We start from the raw sequence: 14,975 nt of genomic DNA on the forward strand, positions 1-14,975 counted from the left end.
CCGGGAATGGCGGTGCGGGCCGCCGGTTGATGTACTGGGTGCATGGCATCGCATCTGATCCAAGGCCGGACGGTGGGCATGCCTGTGCGGGTGAGGGACGCCGAGGTGTGCAGCGCCTTCTACCCGGTGCGTGCCGACGCCGCCAGGGCGGTGATCGCGTACTCCGGCCTAGACGTGGCCGAGGTCCTGCCGGGCAAGGCCGTCTGCGTGCTCGTGTTCGTGGACTACCGCGACGGTGATCTCGACGCCTACCACGAGTTCGGCATGGCCTTCCTGGTCCGCCCGCCCGGTCAGCCGGGCTCCACGGGGCTCGGCGATCTGCGCCAGGCCGGGATCTTCGTGCACTGGCTGCCGGTGGACCAGCGGTTCACGCTGGAGGCCGGGCGGACGTTGTGGGGGTTTCCCAAGGAACTGGCCGACATCGAGTTGCGGCTGGCTTCGCCGTACAAGAGGTGCATTCTGCGCAAGGACGGCCGGCTCGTGCTCGACCTGCTGGTCAAGCCGGGTGTGCCGGTGCCGGCCGGCGGCGCGATGGCGCCGCTCGACGCCTACACGCACCGCGACGGCCTCACCCGGCGGGTCCCCTGGTCCGTCCGCGCCCGCGGCGCGAAGATCCGCCCCGGCGGGGCGCTGATCCGCCTGGGCAACCACCCCATCGCCAAGGAGCTGAGCGAGCTGGGGCTGCCCAAGCGGGCCCTCTTCAGCACCACGGTCGCGCACGCGGCGATGACCTTCGGAGCCGCCACGACGGCCTGACCCCCGTGGCCCGGTCGCGCGCCACGGGGCTGTGCCGCGGCGACGCGCCCCGGCCGGCTCAGACGATCGGCGGGCGGCCGAGCTTGACCATCCGCCACGCGGTCCGCCACGCCATCGGGCGGCGTTCGCCGGCGGGGGTGCGCAGGCCCTCGAAGAAGCCGGAGAACCACGCCTTGAGCGCCGCGGAGGCGCCGCGCTCGCGGATCACGGTGAGCACGACCCAGTTGGTCAGGTAGAGCAGCGCCAGCGGCCACGGCAGGTTGCGCCGGGCCAGCCAGACCCGGTTGCGCGCGTTGAGCCGGTGGAACTCGGCGTGGCGGGTCGGGGGCACCTGGGGGTGGTACATCACCGTCTCGGCGTCGTACTCGATCCGGTAGCCCTCGCCCAGCAGCCGCCAGGCCAGGTCGGTCTCCTCGTGAGCGTAGAAGAACCGCTCGGGAAGACCGCCCACCTGGAGGAAGGCCGAACGTCTGATCGCCGACGCGCCGCCCAGGAAGGTGGTCACCGGCGAGGAGCGCTGCGGGTCGCCCGAACGCAGCCGCGGGACGTGGCGGCGCTGGCCGATGCCACCGTCGGGATCCATGATCCGGAAGGAGATCACCGCCAGGTCGGGCTCGGTGGCGAAACGGTCGCGCACGTGCGCGACGACCTTCTGGCTGGCATACCAGCCGTCGTCGTCGAGAAAGAGCACGACGTCTCCCGAGCACTCCTCCACACCGCGATTACGGCCGGCGGGAATGCCCGTGTTCTGGTCGAGCCGGATCGTTTTCACGACCGCGGCCGACCCCTCGGGTGGCGTCGCCGACACCGCGGGCACGTCGGCGCCGTTGCCCACGATCACCACTTCGACGTCGCCGTCGACCTGGTTGAGCGCGGACTCGACCGCCCGGTTCAGCTCCGCGACCCGGTTGCCCATGGTGAGGATGACGCACGAGATCTTCAACGAATCATCGTCCTGACGCGTTGAGAGCACGAGCGGAGCATTCTTTCATGATCACCGAGTCTGCTGGGTTTGCATGGTCTGGATGGTGAAGCTAAGCGTATCGGAACCGGCAGTGAACCCCCACCGAACGGCGGACGTCCGATCAATACGACGGACGAGCGGCGCCTCCGGTTCCGACAGAGATCAAGCAAGTCTTCTCGATGCCATGATGCTGATCAGATGCAGCACCGTCTGCACCGCCGCGGCCAGCAGGCAGGCCACCACGAGCACGCGGGTGGCGGTCAGGTTTCCGGCGAACACGTCGATCACCGCGGTCGCCAGCGCGAGCAGGGACAGCTCGATGGGCTGCATGATCCGGTGGAACCGCGTCGCCGCCAGCACCCGCCGGCCCAGCCCCAGCAGCCCCGACCTGAACTGCACCGCCGCCGCCTCGGTCGCGGCGCTCAGCCCGCCCTTGGCCCTGGCCACCTCCACCAGGTCGCTCTCCGCCTTGATCAGGATGGCGCCGAGCGCGGCGGCGAAGCCGAACACGGTGTACCAGTCGGGCAGCACCTCCGAGGCGCGCCAGCCCAGCCCCGCCAGCACGGCCGCCTCGGCGAAGTAGGCGCCGACGCGGTCGAGGTAGACGCCGGACAGCGAGGTCTTGCCCGTCCAGCGGGCCAGCTCGCCGTCCGAGCAGTCGAGCAGCAGGTAGACCTGGATCAGCAGGGCGGCGAGCACGGCCGCCCACAGCCCCGGCAGCGCCAGCACGAACCCGGCCGCGACGCCCGCGACCGTCATGATCCAGGTGAGCTGGTTGGGCGTGACCGGGGTCTTGGTCATCAGCCACGTGACGTAGATGGACAGGCGGCGCATGTAGAGGACGCCCGCCCAGTGCTCGCCGTTCCTGCGCTCCAGGTGGCCCGGAGGCTGGGCCACCTGGCGGAGCTCAGCTACCGAAGGCCCGGACATAGTCCCCCACCCGATCGCGGATCTCGGAGTCCTGCATGCGCAGGTGCTCCAGGATCGTGTAACGGCCGGGACGGGTGGCCGGGGCCAGCGCCACGACCTCGGCGAACTGCTCGGCGCTCAGCCCGATGTCGCCGGGGACGACGGGCAGCTCGTGCCGGCGCAGGCAGTCGACGACCTGCTTGACGCGGGCGTCGTCCTCCCTGAGGAAGAAGCAGAAGGCGGCACCGATCCCGGCGAGCTCGCCGTGGTTGGAGGTGCCGGGAAAGAGCTGATCCACGGCATGAAGGATCTCATGGTCTCCGCCACTCGCGGGCCGGGACGAGCCGGCCACGACCATCGACATGCCCGACAGAATCAGCGATTCGGCCAGAACGGTCAGGAACGCGTCGGACTCGATGGAGTCCGTACGCCCGATGAGCGCCTCGGCGGCGGTGCGGGACATCGAGCAGGCCAGCCCGTCGATGGGCTCGCCGCGCTCGACGTTGCCCAGCTGCCAGTCCTCGATGGCCGACAGGTTGCTGACCACGTCGCCCACACCCGCGCGCACCAGCGCCTGGGGCGCGTTGTGCACGAAGTCGAGGTCGACCAGGATGGCCAGCGGCATCGGCACGCCGAACGTGCCCTTGCCGCCCTCGTAGATCAGGGAGGCGGTGGGCGAGCAGATGCCGTCGTGGGACAGGTTGGTGGCCACGGCGACCATCGGGATGCCGGCCAGCGACGCGGCGTATTTGGTGGCGTCGATCGTCTTGCCACCGCCGACGCCCACCACCACCTCGTAGGCGCCCTTGCGCAGGTCGGCGCCGAGCGAGACGGCCGCGTCGACCGACCCGTCGGCCACCCGGAAAACCTCGGCCTCGCCCAGCGTGGGCGCGATCAGGCTCTCGATGTGGTCGCCCTGGCCGCGGCCGACGGCCACGGCCACCCGGCCGGAGGTGGCCACGCGGCTGTCGGCCAGCAGCGCGCCGAGCTCAGCCACCGCGCCCCGCCTGACGTCCATGGTCAGGGGCGCCGGCAACATCCTCGCGAGAAGCGGCATGCGCGCTCCCTCAGTAGCGGACGGCTATGGTGCGGGCCTTGGCCAGGTCGTCGTGGTTGTCCACCTCGACCCAGTCGACCTCGCCGATGGGCGCGGCGTTGATGATCTCGCCGCGGTCGACCATCTCCTGGTAGCCGTCCTCGTAGTAGAGCTGGGGGTCGCGCTCGAACGTGGTCTTCAGCGCGTCGGCCAGCCGGTCGGCGGCACCGGGCCTGATGAGGGTGGCCCCGATGTACTCGCCGTAGGCCTCGGCCGGGTCCATCAGCTTGGTGATGCGGCGCAGCGAGCCCTCGGGCGAGAGCGTCACCTTCATCTCCTCGTCGGCCAGCTTCTTGACGTCGTCAACGGCGAGCAGCACGTCGCTGGTCTCGGGGGCCGACAGCAGCGTCTTCTCGATCGAGACGGGGTGCACGGTGTCGCCGTTGACCAGGAGCACGCCCTGGGCGAAGTAGTCGCGGGCGCACCACAGGGAGTAGGCGTTGTTCCACTCCTCGGCCTTGTCGTTGTGCACGAGGGTGAGCTTGACGCCGTGCCGCTCCTCCAGGGCGTCCTTGCGCTCGTGTACGGCCTGGGCCGCGTAACCGACGACGACCACGACCTCCCGCAGGCCCACCTCGGCGAGATTGCGCAGCGAGATGTCCATGATCGTGGTTTCGCCGTCGACCGGCACGAGCGCCTTGGGCAGCGTGTCGGTGTACGGCCGCAGACGTCGTCCGGCTCCAGCGGCCAGAACCATTCCCAGCAACGTGCACTCCTCAGTCGAGCAGGTCTCTTCGAGTACGTGGGGGCGTCCCACCATAGGCCCAAAGAGTATTCGTCTTTGGACCCCGTGCGGGTAATCCGGCGTTAGTCTTGCGTTCCCGTATCGGCCGTTTCGGCCCCGGACAGCGGGGCGGCGAGCCAGCAGGTCAGGCTCTCCCAGCCGAACAGGGCCCACAGATAGACCGCGAGCACGACATAGCCGCCGGTCAGCCACCCCGACAGGGCGGTCAGCGCGACCACCATCATCCGCCCGTCCCAGCCGAGCCCGAAGGTGGCCAGCCACGGCGGCGGGTAGACGCGCTGGCGCAGCCGGTAGACCAGATCGTAATGGTGGAAGGCGAGCGCGCCGAGCACGAGGAAGATCAGTACGGGGTTCAGCCGGTGGGCGAAGCCGACCGCGGCGATGAAGGCGTACTCGATGAGGCGCAGGATCGGCGGCACGAGCCAGTCGAACCGGCCGTCGTGCGGGTGGGTGCTGCCCGGCCCGGCCAGCAGCAGCGTGACGGCGGGCGCGAAGACCGCCAGCCCGTCGGCGCCGGCCACGCCGATCAGCAGCAGCACGCCCGTGACGAACGTGCCGGCGAGCACCGGGGGCAGCGGCGGGAGCTGCCCGGCCACGAGCAGGCCCATGGCGCGCGAGAGCGGCCCGTCGTCGCGGTAGGCGACGACGGTGCTGTTGGGTACGGGGGTCATGTGCACCGACATCATCGTGCCGACCTCGCGATCCGTCCGGCGAGCTGATAGAGGGCCGCGACGCCGCCCCAGCAGAGCAGGGACAGGAACGTGACGCGGGCGTTCCAGCCGGCCGCGGTGACGGCGATCAGCGCCATGCGCTCCCCGATGGGCAGGACGACGATCTTCTTCAGCCAGCGCGCGACCGTGCCGCGTTCGAGTCTCTGGGCGATCCTCAGCACGCCCGCGTGGTCGCGCCGGGCGTCGTGCGACTCCATCAGGGAGCGCGCGGGCCGGCCCCACATGGCGCCGACCTTGGCCGCGTCGGCGACGGCTCCCGCGTACGTGGCGTCGATGGCGTGCCTGACGACCTGGAGGATCATGGCGCCCACGGCCAGCGGCCAGATGCCGGGCCCGGCGAAGCCGAAGGCCAGGCCGACGTAGACGACGTATTCCTTGAGCCGGTCGGACATGCCGTCGGCCCACGCGCCGAGCGGGGAGAACGTGCGGGTGTAGCGGGCGAGCTGCCCGTCGAGGCAGTCGAGCGCGAAGGACAGGTAGAGCAGCACCGCGCCGGCCAGCCGCCCTCCTTGCGTGCCGGCGGAGAACCAGACGGCGGCGAGCAGGGCCAGCCCGGCCGAGAAGCCGGTGACGGTGTTGGGCGCGAGCTTGAGCAGCACGGCCGGTCTGATCAGGTGGCGGGTCCAGGACGAGACGAGGAACGTGGCCAGGAAGCCGTCGTCGTCCTTGACGGAGGTGTCGAGCCTGACCTGCTCCTCGTCCACCTCCGACAGCCTGACGACGGCGGCGTCGGCCGCGTTCTGGCCGCTCACCCGGTCGGCGTGCAGCGGCCCGATCGCCGCGGCGCGCACGCTCACGCCGGACCTGACCAGGCCGACCAGCAGCAGGTCGACGGCCTCGACCGCGGTGACGGGGCCGAGCTTGCCCGCCTCGGACAGCTCGGCCAGTTCCTCCGCGATGTCGGCGAGCGCGGGCAGGTCGGACTCGCCGGTCTGCAGCACGCCCCTGAACGTGGCGTTGGCCTCCGGCACGAGGTGGAACGAGCTGCCCGCCGCGACGACCTTGCCGCCCTCGACGCGTACGGGAGGCCGCAGCGGCGAGGTGGCCGCGTCGTGGGCGATGAGCGCGGCGGTGTCGTGGGCGGGGTGTTCGAGCAGCAGCGCCAGCGCCTCGGTGTGGGCCACCAGGTCGGCGGGGAGCACGGCCACCGTGCCGGTGGTGGTCCGCGCGATCTTGGCGACGCCGCGCAGGTCGGCCCCGAGGCCGCCGCCCGCGCTGACCACCAGGACGTCGCGGACGGGCAGCACGGAGAGCTGGTCGTGGAGGCGGTCGAGCAGGGTGCCGTCACCGCTGGAGAGCCTGCACGCGGGCGTCGTGGCGAGCAGCACGGCCGACGTGGTCGTGCCCCCGCGGATCAGTGAGTCGGGCAAAGCGCAGGTCTCCTCCCGGCCGGGGTGGAGTGCGGTCACTTGGGGGTGCGTAGACACAGCGTAGCGACAGGTCACCGCAATATCACGGACCGGCGGCACTACGCTGCCGGGTATGGATTCACCGCTGCGGTCGGTTGGAGTGCTCCTCGCGGGCGGCGTGGGGCAGCGGGTCGGGCTCAGCACGCCCAAGCAGCTCATCGAGGTCGCGGGCCGGACGATCATCGAGCATTCGCTGGCCGTCTTCGAGGGCGCGCCGGAGATCGACGAGGTCGTGGTGCTGATGACGCCCGGATACGCGGGCCGGGTGCGGGAGATCGTCGCCGCGGGCGGATACCGCAAGGTCGGCAAGGTCGTGGACGGCGGTGCGAGCCGGACGGAGAGCACGTGGCGGGCGCTGGCCGCGCTGGGCGAGCGGGAGTGCAACGTGCTGCTGCACGACGCCGTACGCCCGCTCCTGGAGCCCCGGATCATCACGGAGTGTGTCAGGGCGCTGGAGACCCACGAGGCCGTCAACGTGGCGATCCCGAGCTCGGACACCGTCTTCACGGCGGTCCCAGGGCCGGGCGGCGAGGTGATCGGCGAGGTGCTGGACCGGGCGCGGCTGCGGCGCAGCCAGACCCCGCAGTGCTTCCGGCTCTCGGTGATCCGCGAAGCCTACGAGCGGGCGATGGCCGATCCCACCTTCGGCGACCTGCCCGCCACCGACGACTGCGGCGTGGTGCTGCGTTACCTGCCCGAGGTGCCGATCCATCTGGTGCCGGGCAGCGAGCACAACATCAAGGTGACGCATCCGGCCGACCTGCGCATCGCGGAGCTGCTCTTCGGGCTGCCCGCCGCCGTGCCGGCCGGCGCCCCCGACGCGCTGGCGGGGCAGGTCGTGGTCGTGGTGGGCGAGTCCGCGCCGGCCGGGCCCGTCCGTGGCGCCGACGTACGCGTGCTGACCAGGGCGGACGGCGTGCGCCCCGAGGACTTCGACACGGTGGCCAAGGCGCTCGACGACGTGGGCCAGGCCGATCACGTAGTGCTGGCGGCGGGCGCGGGCTCCTCCGGCGACCTGCTCGCGGCCACCGGCGACGGCGTCGCCGACGTGGTCGGGGCCGGCCAGCTCGGCGCGCTCAACGTGGCCCGCGCCGCCCACCCCCACCTGCGGGCGGCGGCGGGGCGGTCACGCCAGGCCGGCCGGCGCGGGAGCCTGCTGCTGCAGGTGCCGCCGGGCTCCGGCGCCCTGCACGCCTCGGGGGCCGCCGCGGTGGCCGCGCTGACCAGGGCGCTGGCCCGCGAGTGGGCCGCCGACGGCGTCGGGGTCAACTGCGTCAATACCGGCGCGTCTCCCCTCCTCGTCTCGCAGACCTCGCTGGACATCCTCATCTCCGACCTATCAGGGCAAGTCATAGACGTGCTCGTGGACGGCGCTTGACCTGAGCATTGTTACCGTGCGATCACATGAGGAGACTCATCGTGATCGCGGCTCTGCTCGGCTGCTACCCCGCGCTGCTGGTCTCGGCACTGTGGCCGGCGCCGCTGGTGTTCGGAGCGGTCGCCGTGGCCTCCTACGCCGTCGAGCTCGTCGCCCCGCGCGCCGCCCGCCCGCTGCCCGACCTGCTCGGCAAGGTGCACCTCGGGATCACGCTGCGCTTCATGGTGCGCGAGACGCTGGCGCTGCTGCTGGTGGCGCGGACGGCCGGGGCCGAGTCGCCGTGGTTCGTGGCGCTCGCGGCCGGCGTGCTCGCCCTGCACGCCGTACGGGCGCTGCACACGGGCCTCGCGATGCGGTTGCGTCAGACGCTCAGCCACATGCCGGTGACCACCCGCAACCTCGACGTCTCCGCGCTGCGCATCCCCAAGATGCCGCCCAGGCGGCTGCGTGACGCGCGCAGCGTGCCGTTCCTCTATCTGGACGCCCTTCCGGTGCTGGGCGCGGTCCACGGGGCCGTGCTCGCCACTCTGGGGGCCGGGGTGGCGCTCGTGGCCGGGCTCGTGGCGGCGCTCGCGCTCATCCCGTACGTGCGCCGCGCCCTGCCCCTCACCGACCGCGCCAACGTGCTGCGCGTGGTCGGCGAGCAGGTCGAGCGGTACGCCCCCGAGATCATCCTGTACTTCTCCGGCGCCACCGCCGCCGCCTACCAGGCCAGGATGTGGCTGCCCACTCTGGAGCGGCTCGACCGGCGGGCCATCGTCGTGCTGCGCGAGCGCGGCATGGCCGCGCACCTCGAAGGCACCAGCCTGCCGATGGTGTGCATCCCGTCGTCGGCCGACCTGATGAGCTTCCGCGCGCTGGCCGGGGCCCGGCTCTGCCTGTACGTCGCCAACGTCGGCAGGAACGTGCACATGCTGCGCATCCCGACCCTGCGCAGCGCGTTCCTCAACCACGGCGACAGCGACAAGGAGGCCTCGTTCAACCCGTTCTCCCGGGTGTACGACGAGGTGTGGGTGGCCGGGCCCGCGGGCCGCGACCGCTACCGCCGGGCCAAGGTGGGCGTCAGGGACGAGAACATCCACGAGGTCGGCCGGCCGCAGCTGGAGGGCATCTCGACGGAGGGGCCAGGGCTGCCGTACCGGACCGTCCTGTACGCCCCCACCTGGGAGGGCTGGAACGACGACCTGTTCCACACCTCGCTGATCACCATGGGCCCGCGCCTCGTGCGGGCGCTGCTCGACCACCGGCCGCCGCTGCGGGTGATCTACAAGCCCCACCCGCTGACCGGCCACCGCGACAAGAGCGCCACCCGGGCGCACCGGAAGATCGTGGCCATGATCGAGGCGGCCGAGCTGGCCAAGTCGAAGGCCAGGCATCCCTCGCACGGGGCCGGGGAGGAGGCGCAGCGGATCAGGCACCTGATCGTCGACGGTCCCGAGCCGCACCTGTACGACTGCTTCAACGAGTGCGACCTGCTGATCAGCGACATCTCCAGCGTCGTGGCCGACTTCCTGGCCAGCGAGAAGCCGTACGCGGTGACGAACGTGGCCGGGCTGCCCGAGGCCGCCTTCCACGAGCGTTATCCCAGCGCCGAGGCGGGGGTGTTGCTCGGCGAGGACCTGTCGAACCTCGCCGAGTTCTTGGACGGGGATGACACCCTGGCCGGAGCCAGGGTCAAGCTCAGGAGCCAGCTCTTCGGCCCGGAGTACCCGGACGCGCTGGCCCGCTTCAACGCCGCCGTCGAGCGGGTCTTCGCCGGCTCCTGAGCGCACTCGCCGAGGGCCCGGTGCGGGCTCGCTACTCGCCGAAGCGCGGCGCGGGCTCCTCTCTCCTCACTGTCTGTCCCGGCGGGCGGGCCAGCTTTCTCGGGCTGGTCAGGAAGCCCCAGCCCCAGGAGCAGTGCATGGTCGCGTACACGAGCGGCAGCCGCAGCTTCGCCGCCGTGGGCAGCCCGCTGCCGGTCACCGCCGAGCCGGCCGCGATGGCCAGCGCGTAGCCGCCGGGGACGATCAGCGCGAGCGGGAAGAACGGCGAGACGAGCAGCCCGAGCAGCATCGCCAGCACCGCGACCGGCGGCGCCAGGTAGCGCAGGTTGATCGTGCCCTCGTGCGTGCGCGAGACCACGCGGCGCCAGCGGCCGTAGTGGAAGTACTGCTTGGCCAGCGCCTTCACGTTGGGCCGTGGCCGGTAGGAGACCCGCATGCGCGGCTGGAACCACACCAGGCCGCCGGTCTGGCGGATGCGGTGGTTCATCTCCCAGTCCTGGGCCCGCTGGAAGTGCTCGTCGTAGCCGCCGACCCTGGCCAGGGCCGAGCGGCGGAAGACGCCGAGGTAGACGGTGTCGGCGGGGCCCGCCGTGCCGCCCACGTGGAAGGCGGCGGCGCCCACGCCGATCTTGGACGTCATGGCGCAGGCGACGGCCTGCTCGAAGGGGGTGATCCCCTCCGCCGCCATGACGCCGCCGACGTTGTCGGCGCCGGTCTCCGCCAGCGTCTCGACGGCGACGCGCAGGTAGTCGGAGGGCAGCATGGCGTGCCCGTCGACCCTGGCGACGATGTCGTTACGCGAGGCGGCGATGGCCGCGTTGAGGGCGTTGGGGGTGCGGCCCGTCGGGTTGGGCACCACCGTCACCCGGCGGTCGGCCGCCGCGATGGCGTCGGCGACCTCCTGGGTGCGGTCCTGGGACGGACCCACGGCGAGGACGAGCTCGATCTCGCCTGGGTATTGCTGGGCGAGGACCTGGCCGACGGCCTCGCGGAGGTGCCGCTCCTCGTTGAGGACCGGCATGATGACGGAGATGGGGGGCCAGCCGCGCGTCTCCGCGGGCGCGTGCGGCGAGTCGGGGAACTGCTTCATGGCGGGGCTCACGCTACTGTACGACCAGGGGAGGAGGGCAATCGAAGGCCCCGATCCACCGGGGTGACAAAAGGGGGACGGCATGCGCGACCCGGGCGAGGAGGACGGCGGTGTGCTCGTGGGCGGCGACGCCTACGGAGGCGTCAAGCTGACACCCGTCCGCACCCGGAGGCCGCGCAGGAGCGCGAAGGCCCGCCGCCGCAACGTCGTGCTGGCCGGGCTGCTGTCCACGGGCGTGCTGGTCACCACGGGTGTGGTGTGGGCGACCCCGCGCCAGATCGGCACGGTGGACGCCGGGGTGACCGCGCCCTCGTCCTCGGGCGCCGAGAACATCCTGATGGTCGGCGTCGACAAGCGCGACGACCTCACCCGCCAGCAGCAGAACCGGCTCAAGCTGGGCCGCGAGTCCGGCCAGCGCACCGACACCATGATGGTCATCCACCTGTCGGAGGACCACAAGAAGGTGACCGTGGTCAGCCTGCCGCGCGACACCTGGACCACGGTTCCCGGCAAGGGCGATCACAAGATCAACTCGGCGTACCAGTTCGGCGGGCCCAAGCTGGCCAAGCAGACCGTCGAGGCGGTCACCGGGCTGCAGATCAACCGCTACATCGAGGTCAACATCCTGGGCTTCATCGACGTGGTCGACTCGCTCGGCGGGGTCACCGTCTGCACGCCCGTGCCGATCGACGACACCAAGATCGCGCTCAACCTGCCGGCCGGCACCCACCAGCTCGACGGGGTGCGGGCGCTCGGCTACGCGCGCACCCGCGCCACCGCCCGCTCCGACCTCGACCGCATCGACCGGCAGCAGCAGGTCATCTCGGCCCTGCTCAACCGGGCGCTCAGCGCCGACACGCTGGCCAACCCGGCCAAGCTGGCCTCGTTCGTCAACTCGACGCTCAGCACGGTCCGGGTCGACCCGGACGACGGGCTGCTCGGGCTGGCCACGCAGATGCGCGACGTCTCGCTCGACGACGTGAAGTTCGCCGAGGTGCCGCTGTCCGACGTCGACTTCAAGACGCCCACCGGCGAGTCGGCGGTGCTGTGGGACAAGCAGGCGGCGCGCGACATGTTCGCCGCGATCGACGCCGACCGGGACCCGGCCGAGCCCACGCCGAGCGCCGCCGCGACGCCGTCGGTCAAGCCGTCCGCGGTCCCGCCCGGCGAGATCACGCTCAAGATCAAGAACGGCACGCTCATCACGGGCCTGGCGGCTCGGGCCAAGACGGCGCTGGTCGCGTACGGGTTCAAGGTCCCCGGCGATCCGGGCAACACCACCAAGAAGGACTACAAGAAGACCGTCGTCCGCCACGGCGAGGGCCAGGAGGCCGCGGCGAAGGTCGTGGCGGCCGCCATCCCGGGGGCCGAGCTGCGCAAGACCGACACCGCCGGCATCGAGGTGATCCTGGGCAGCGACCAGCTCAAGGTCAAGCAACCGAAGGCGAATGCCACCCCCACCGCGAAACCCGGTGTTACACCAACCACCAAAACGGCAATGCAGAACATATGTAAGAAATAGGCATATCTTTCTGGGCTCGGGGCAGGTGAGGCCCATGGTGGTCAGGTGTTGGCGGGAGGGCCCCTGCACGGTGGTCCGTGTCGTGGGCGACCTGGACGTCGCGGGTGCGCCCCGGCTCCGGGCCGAGCTGGAACAGGCGCTCGCCGCTCCGGTCAACCTGATCGTGGACCTGACCGAGGTGCCGTTCTGCGACTCGGTCGGGCTGGGCGTGCTCGTGGAGACGCTCAACCAGGTGCAGCACCTGCGGGGACGGATGGTGCTGGTGGTCGGGCCGGGCATGATCCGGCATCTGCTGACGATCACGAACCTCGACCGGCATTTCGCGACCAGCGGATCGCTCGACGAGGCCCGAACGGCGCTCGGCACCGCGGCCTGACGCCGGCCGCCGCGGCCTGGAGCTGTCACGTCGTCCCCCGAGCCCGCGCGCTCCCAGCTCGGGACCGCCATGTGGGCGAGGTCCCCGTCAACGTCCCGGCTCGGGACCGCCACCTGGGCGAGGTCCCCGTCAACGTCCCGACTGCCAACGCCTTCCTGTGTGCCGGATACTCGGAGACCGGCCGTCTCTACCGCTACCACTGGAGGGCACCGTGAGACTCGGAGTCATGTTCGACCGCGACCTGCCGCCCGAGCAGCTCGTCCCGTTCGCCAAGACACTCGACGAGACGTCCGTGGACGATCTCTGGGTGGTCGAGGACCTGGGCTGGACCGGCGGCGTCTCGTCAGCCGCGACGGCGCTCGCCGTCACCTCCCGGCTGCGGGTGGGCATCGGCATCACCCCCGCGCCGCTGCGCAACCCCATGCTGCTGGCGATGGAGCTGGCCAACCTGGCCCGCCTGCACCCCGGCCGGCTGGCCGCCGGCATCGGGCACGGCGTGGGCGCCTGGATGGAGCAGGTGGGCGCCGCCGTCCCGTCGCCGCTGGCCCTCCTGGAGGAGACGATCACGTCCGTACGCGCGCTCCTGCGCGGCGAGCGCGTCACCCTCGACGGGAAGTCGGTCCACCTGGACGGCGTCACGCTGGTGCACCCGCCCGCCGTGCCGCCGCCCGTGCTGGCCGGGGTCAAGGGGCCGCGCTCGCTGGCGCTGTCCGGCCGGGTGGCCCAGGGCACGATCCTGCCCGAGGGCGTCGGCCCCGACCAGCTGCCCGGGGTCCTCGAACGGATCGGCGCGACCGAGGAGCACGAACTGGTCGTCTTCGCCTACCTGCGCGGGACCGCCGAGCTGGACGAGGCCGCGCGGTCCCTGCTCGACGGGCAGGCGGGGTTCCTGGGGGTGGCGCCCGAGGACGTGGCGATGGCCTCCGGGGCGCCGGAGGAGGCCGCGGAGTGGGTCAAGAGCCTGGGAGCGGCCGGTGCCGACACGGTGGTCCTCCGCCCGGTCGGCGCCGACCCTCTCGGCCAGGTGCGAACCATCCTGGCCGCCCTGTAGGCGGCTGAGAGGCCGGGCCCGGCCGGCGGCCACCGGCCGGGTCTTGTTCGGACCGGCCGAACACGGACGAGGGAGCCGGGGCCTTCTTTCGACCGGCCGAACGGACGAGGGAGCCGGAGCCGGTTCGGCCGGATGGCCGATGGGGGCGGGAGCGGCGCTCGGCCACGATCGTGACCATGAGGCAGATCGTGGCATATGCGGCGTGCGCGGCGTTACTCGTCGCGGCGACCGGCGCTTGCGGCGTGGAACTCGAAGCGGACGAGGTCCACGCCACCCAGTCGTTCCCGTTCACCGGAACCGACCTGAAGATCGACGCTTCCCTCGGCGGGGTACGCGTGCTCCCGGGCACGAGCGGCACCGTCCAGGTGGAGCGCTGGCTGCGCGGCAAGGCGGCCACGGCCGACCCCGCCTGGTCCCTGCGCGACGGCGACCTGCGCCTCAGCGCGGACTGCAACATGGTCTTCGGCGACTGCGGCGCCCGCTATCACGTCAAGGTCCCGCCCGGCGTGAAGCTGGCGGTGGACGCCGCGGACGGCGTCATCCTGAAGGATCTCACCCAGGACGTGGACGTGGTCAGCAGGGACCGCATCCAGGTGACGGGCGCCTCCGGGCGGCTGCGGCTGCGCAGCGAGGGCCCGCTCACGGCCGAGGGCCTCAAGTCCACCTATGTACGGGCCCGTACCTTCGACGGAGCCATCGACGTGGCGTTCACCGTCCGGCCCGCCACGCTCGACCTGGAGTCCACGGACGGGAGGGTGACGGCGAGAGTGCCCTCGGGGGCCTACGCGGTCACGGCGGACAGCAAGGAGGGCAGCGAACGTTCCGAGGTGAAGCACGACGGCAAGAGCGACGGCAAGATCGTGGCGCGCAGCTCGTCGGGCGACGTCCGGATCCTGCGGAACTGACCCGGCGGCCGCGCGTCCTCCGGCCCGCTACCAAGGCGTCGGCAGTGCTCCGCCCTTCAGCGCGGGGGTGGAGCCGACTCTCCCGCGCAGCGGAGCAGGGGTAGACGAATCGCCGTCAAGGCGATTCGTCGTCTCCGCTTTCGGCGTTGAGTGCCACCTCGATCAGGTGCACGATCTCGGAGTTGAGGGATCGGCGATCGGTTTCGGCCTGGGTGAGCAGCCGGGCGTGTACGTCGTCGGGGAGTCTGAGGGTAATCCGGATCATGACACCACTGTA

Annotated in this window: 15 protein-coding genes; 7 read left to right on the forward strand and 8 right to left on the reverse strand. The window is 71.7% G+C overall.

Translation table 11 applies throughout. From position 1 onward, the window contains the following. Nucleotides 1–42 precede the first annotated feature (42 nt). Nucleotides 43–756, forward strand: a complete 714-nt coding sequence (locus OIE67_RS40440) for an acetoacetate decarboxylase family protein (protein ID WP_326630439.1) — start codon at nucleotides 43–45, stop codon at nucleotides 754–756. Nucleotides 757–814: 58 nt separating this feature from the next. Here OIE67_RS40440 and OIE67_RS40445 read toward each other — a convergent pair whose 3' ends face one another. The 6 genes from OIE67_RS40445 to OIE67_RS40470 form a co-directional block, all read right to left on the reverse strand. Continuing rightward, a complete protein-coding gene (locus OIE67_RS40445) occupies nucleotides 815–1,699 on the reverse strand; it encodes a glycosyltransferase family 2 protein (protein ID WP_106236604.1) in 885 nt (294 codons plus the stop codon). 183 nt (nucleotides 1,700–1,882) lie between these two features. After that, nucleotides 1,883–2,650 (reverse strand): CDP-alcohol phosphatidyltransferase family protein, encoded by a 768-nt coding sequence (locus OIE67_RS40450; RefSeq protein ID WP_106237049.1) that lies wholly within the window; start codon nucleotides 2,648–2,650, stop codon nucleotides 1,883–1,885. After that, entirely contained in the window at nucleotides 2,628–3,668 is a 1,041-nt protein-coding gene (locus OIE67_RS40455; RefSeq protein ID WP_326645630.1) for an iron-containing alcohol dehydrogenase family protein, read from the reverse strand. Before OIE67_RS40455 ends, OIE67_RS40450 begins: the two co-directional genes overlap by 23 nt. Nucleotides 3,669–3,696: 28 nt before the next feature. Further along, entirely contained in the window at nucleotides 3,697–4,431 is a 735-nt protein-coding gene (locus OIE67_RS40460; protein WP_326630440.1) for a phosphocholine cytidylyltransferase family protein, read from the reverse strand. A gap of 101 nt (nucleotides 4,432–4,532) precedes the next feature. Next, nucleotides 4,533–5,141 (reverse strand): DUF5941 domain-containing protein, encoded by a 609-nt coding sequence (locus tag OIE67_RS40465; RefSeq protein ID WP_326630442.1) that lies wholly within the window; start codon nucleotides 5,139–5,141, stop codon nucleotides 4,533–4,535. 11 nt (nucleotides 5,142–5,152) lie between these two features. Continuing rightward, nucleotides 5,153–6,571, reverse strand: coding sequence for a CDP-alcohol phosphatidyltransferase family protein (locus tag OIE67_RS40470; RefSeq protein ID WP_326630443.1), 1,419 nt, complete (start codon nucleotides 6,569–6,571; stop codon nucleotides 5,153–5,155). A 112-nt stretch (nucleotides 6,572–6,683) separates the two neighbouring features. Here OIE67_RS40470 and OIE67_RS40475 point away from each other — a divergent pair, with 112 nt between their 5' ends. Both OIE67_RS40475 and OIE67_RS40480 read left to right on the forward strand, forming a co-directional pair. Further along, nucleotides 6,684–7,988 carry an IspD/TarI family cytidylyltransferase gene (locus tag OIE67_RS40475; RefSeq protein WP_326630444.1) on the forward strand — a complete coding sequence of 435 codons (1,305 nt, stop codon included), beginning with the start codon at nucleotides 6,684–6,686 and terminating at the stop codon, nucleotides 7,986–7,988. Nucleotides 7,989–8,014: 26 nt separating this feature from the next. Further along, nucleotides 8,015–9,754, forward strand: coding sequence for a CDP-glycerol glycerophosphotransferase family protein (locus OIE67_RS40480; RefSeq protein WP_326630446.1), 1,740 nt, complete (start codon nucleotides 8,015–8,017; stop codon nucleotides 9,752–9,754). Nucleotides 9,755–9,785: 31 nt separating this feature from the next. Here OIE67_RS40480 and OIE67_RS40485 read toward each other — a convergent pair whose 3' ends face one another. Next, entirely contained in the window at nucleotides 9,786–10,844 is a 1,059-nt protein-coding gene (locus tag OIE67_RS40485) for a glycosyltransferase family 2 protein (protein WP_106236590.1), read from the reverse strand. A gap of 82 nt (nucleotides 10,845–10,926) precedes the next feature. Between OIE67_RS40485 and OIE67_RS40490 the strand changes: the two genes are divergently transcribed. The 4 genes from OIE67_RS40490 (at nucleotide 10,927) to OIE67_RS40505 (ending at nucleotide 14,698) form a co-directional block, all read left to right on the forward strand. Continuing rightward, nucleotides 10,927–12,366 carry an LCP family protein gene (locus OIE67_RS40490; protein ID WP_326630448.1) on the forward strand — a complete coding sequence of 480 codons (1,440 nt, stop codon included), beginning with the start codon at nucleotides 10,927–10,929 and terminating at the stop codon, nucleotides 12,364–12,366. A gap of 34 nt (nucleotides 12,367–12,400) precedes the next feature. After that, a complete protein-coding gene (locus tag OIE67_RS40495) occupies nucleotides 12,401–12,742 on the forward strand; it encodes an STAS domain-containing protein (RefSeq protein WP_326630450.1) in 342 nt (113 codons plus the stop codon). A gap of 211 nt (nucleotides 12,743–12,953) precedes the next feature. Next, nucleotides 12,954–13,793 (forward strand): LLM class flavin-dependent oxidoreductase, encoded by an 840-nt coding sequence (locus OIE67_RS40500; protein WP_326630452.1) that lies wholly within the window; start codon nucleotides 12,954–12,956, stop codon nucleotides 13,791–13,793. Nucleotides 13,794–13,969: 176 nt separating this feature from the next. After that, entirely contained in the window at nucleotides 13,970–14,698 is a 729-nt protein-coding gene (locus OIE67_RS40505) for a DUF4097 family beta strand repeat-containing protein (protein WP_326630453.1), read from the forward strand. Nucleotides 14,699–14,813: 115 nt separating this feature from the next. Here the strand turns inward: OIE67_RS40505 and OIE67_RS40510 are convergent, their stop codons facing one another. Further along, a complete protein-coding gene (locus tag OIE67_RS40510) occupies nucleotides 14,814–14,963 on the reverse strand; it encodes an Arc family DNA-binding protein (RefSeq protein ID WP_326630455.1) in 150 nt (49 codons plus the stop codon). Nucleotides 14,964–14,975 lie beyond the last annotated feature (12 nt).

This window comes from Nonomuraea fuscirosea (assembly GCF_035917475.1).
GTDB classification, from domain to species: Bacteria; Actinomycetota; Actinomycetes; order Streptosporangiales; family Streptosporangiaceae; genus Nonomuraea; species Nonomuraea fuscirosea.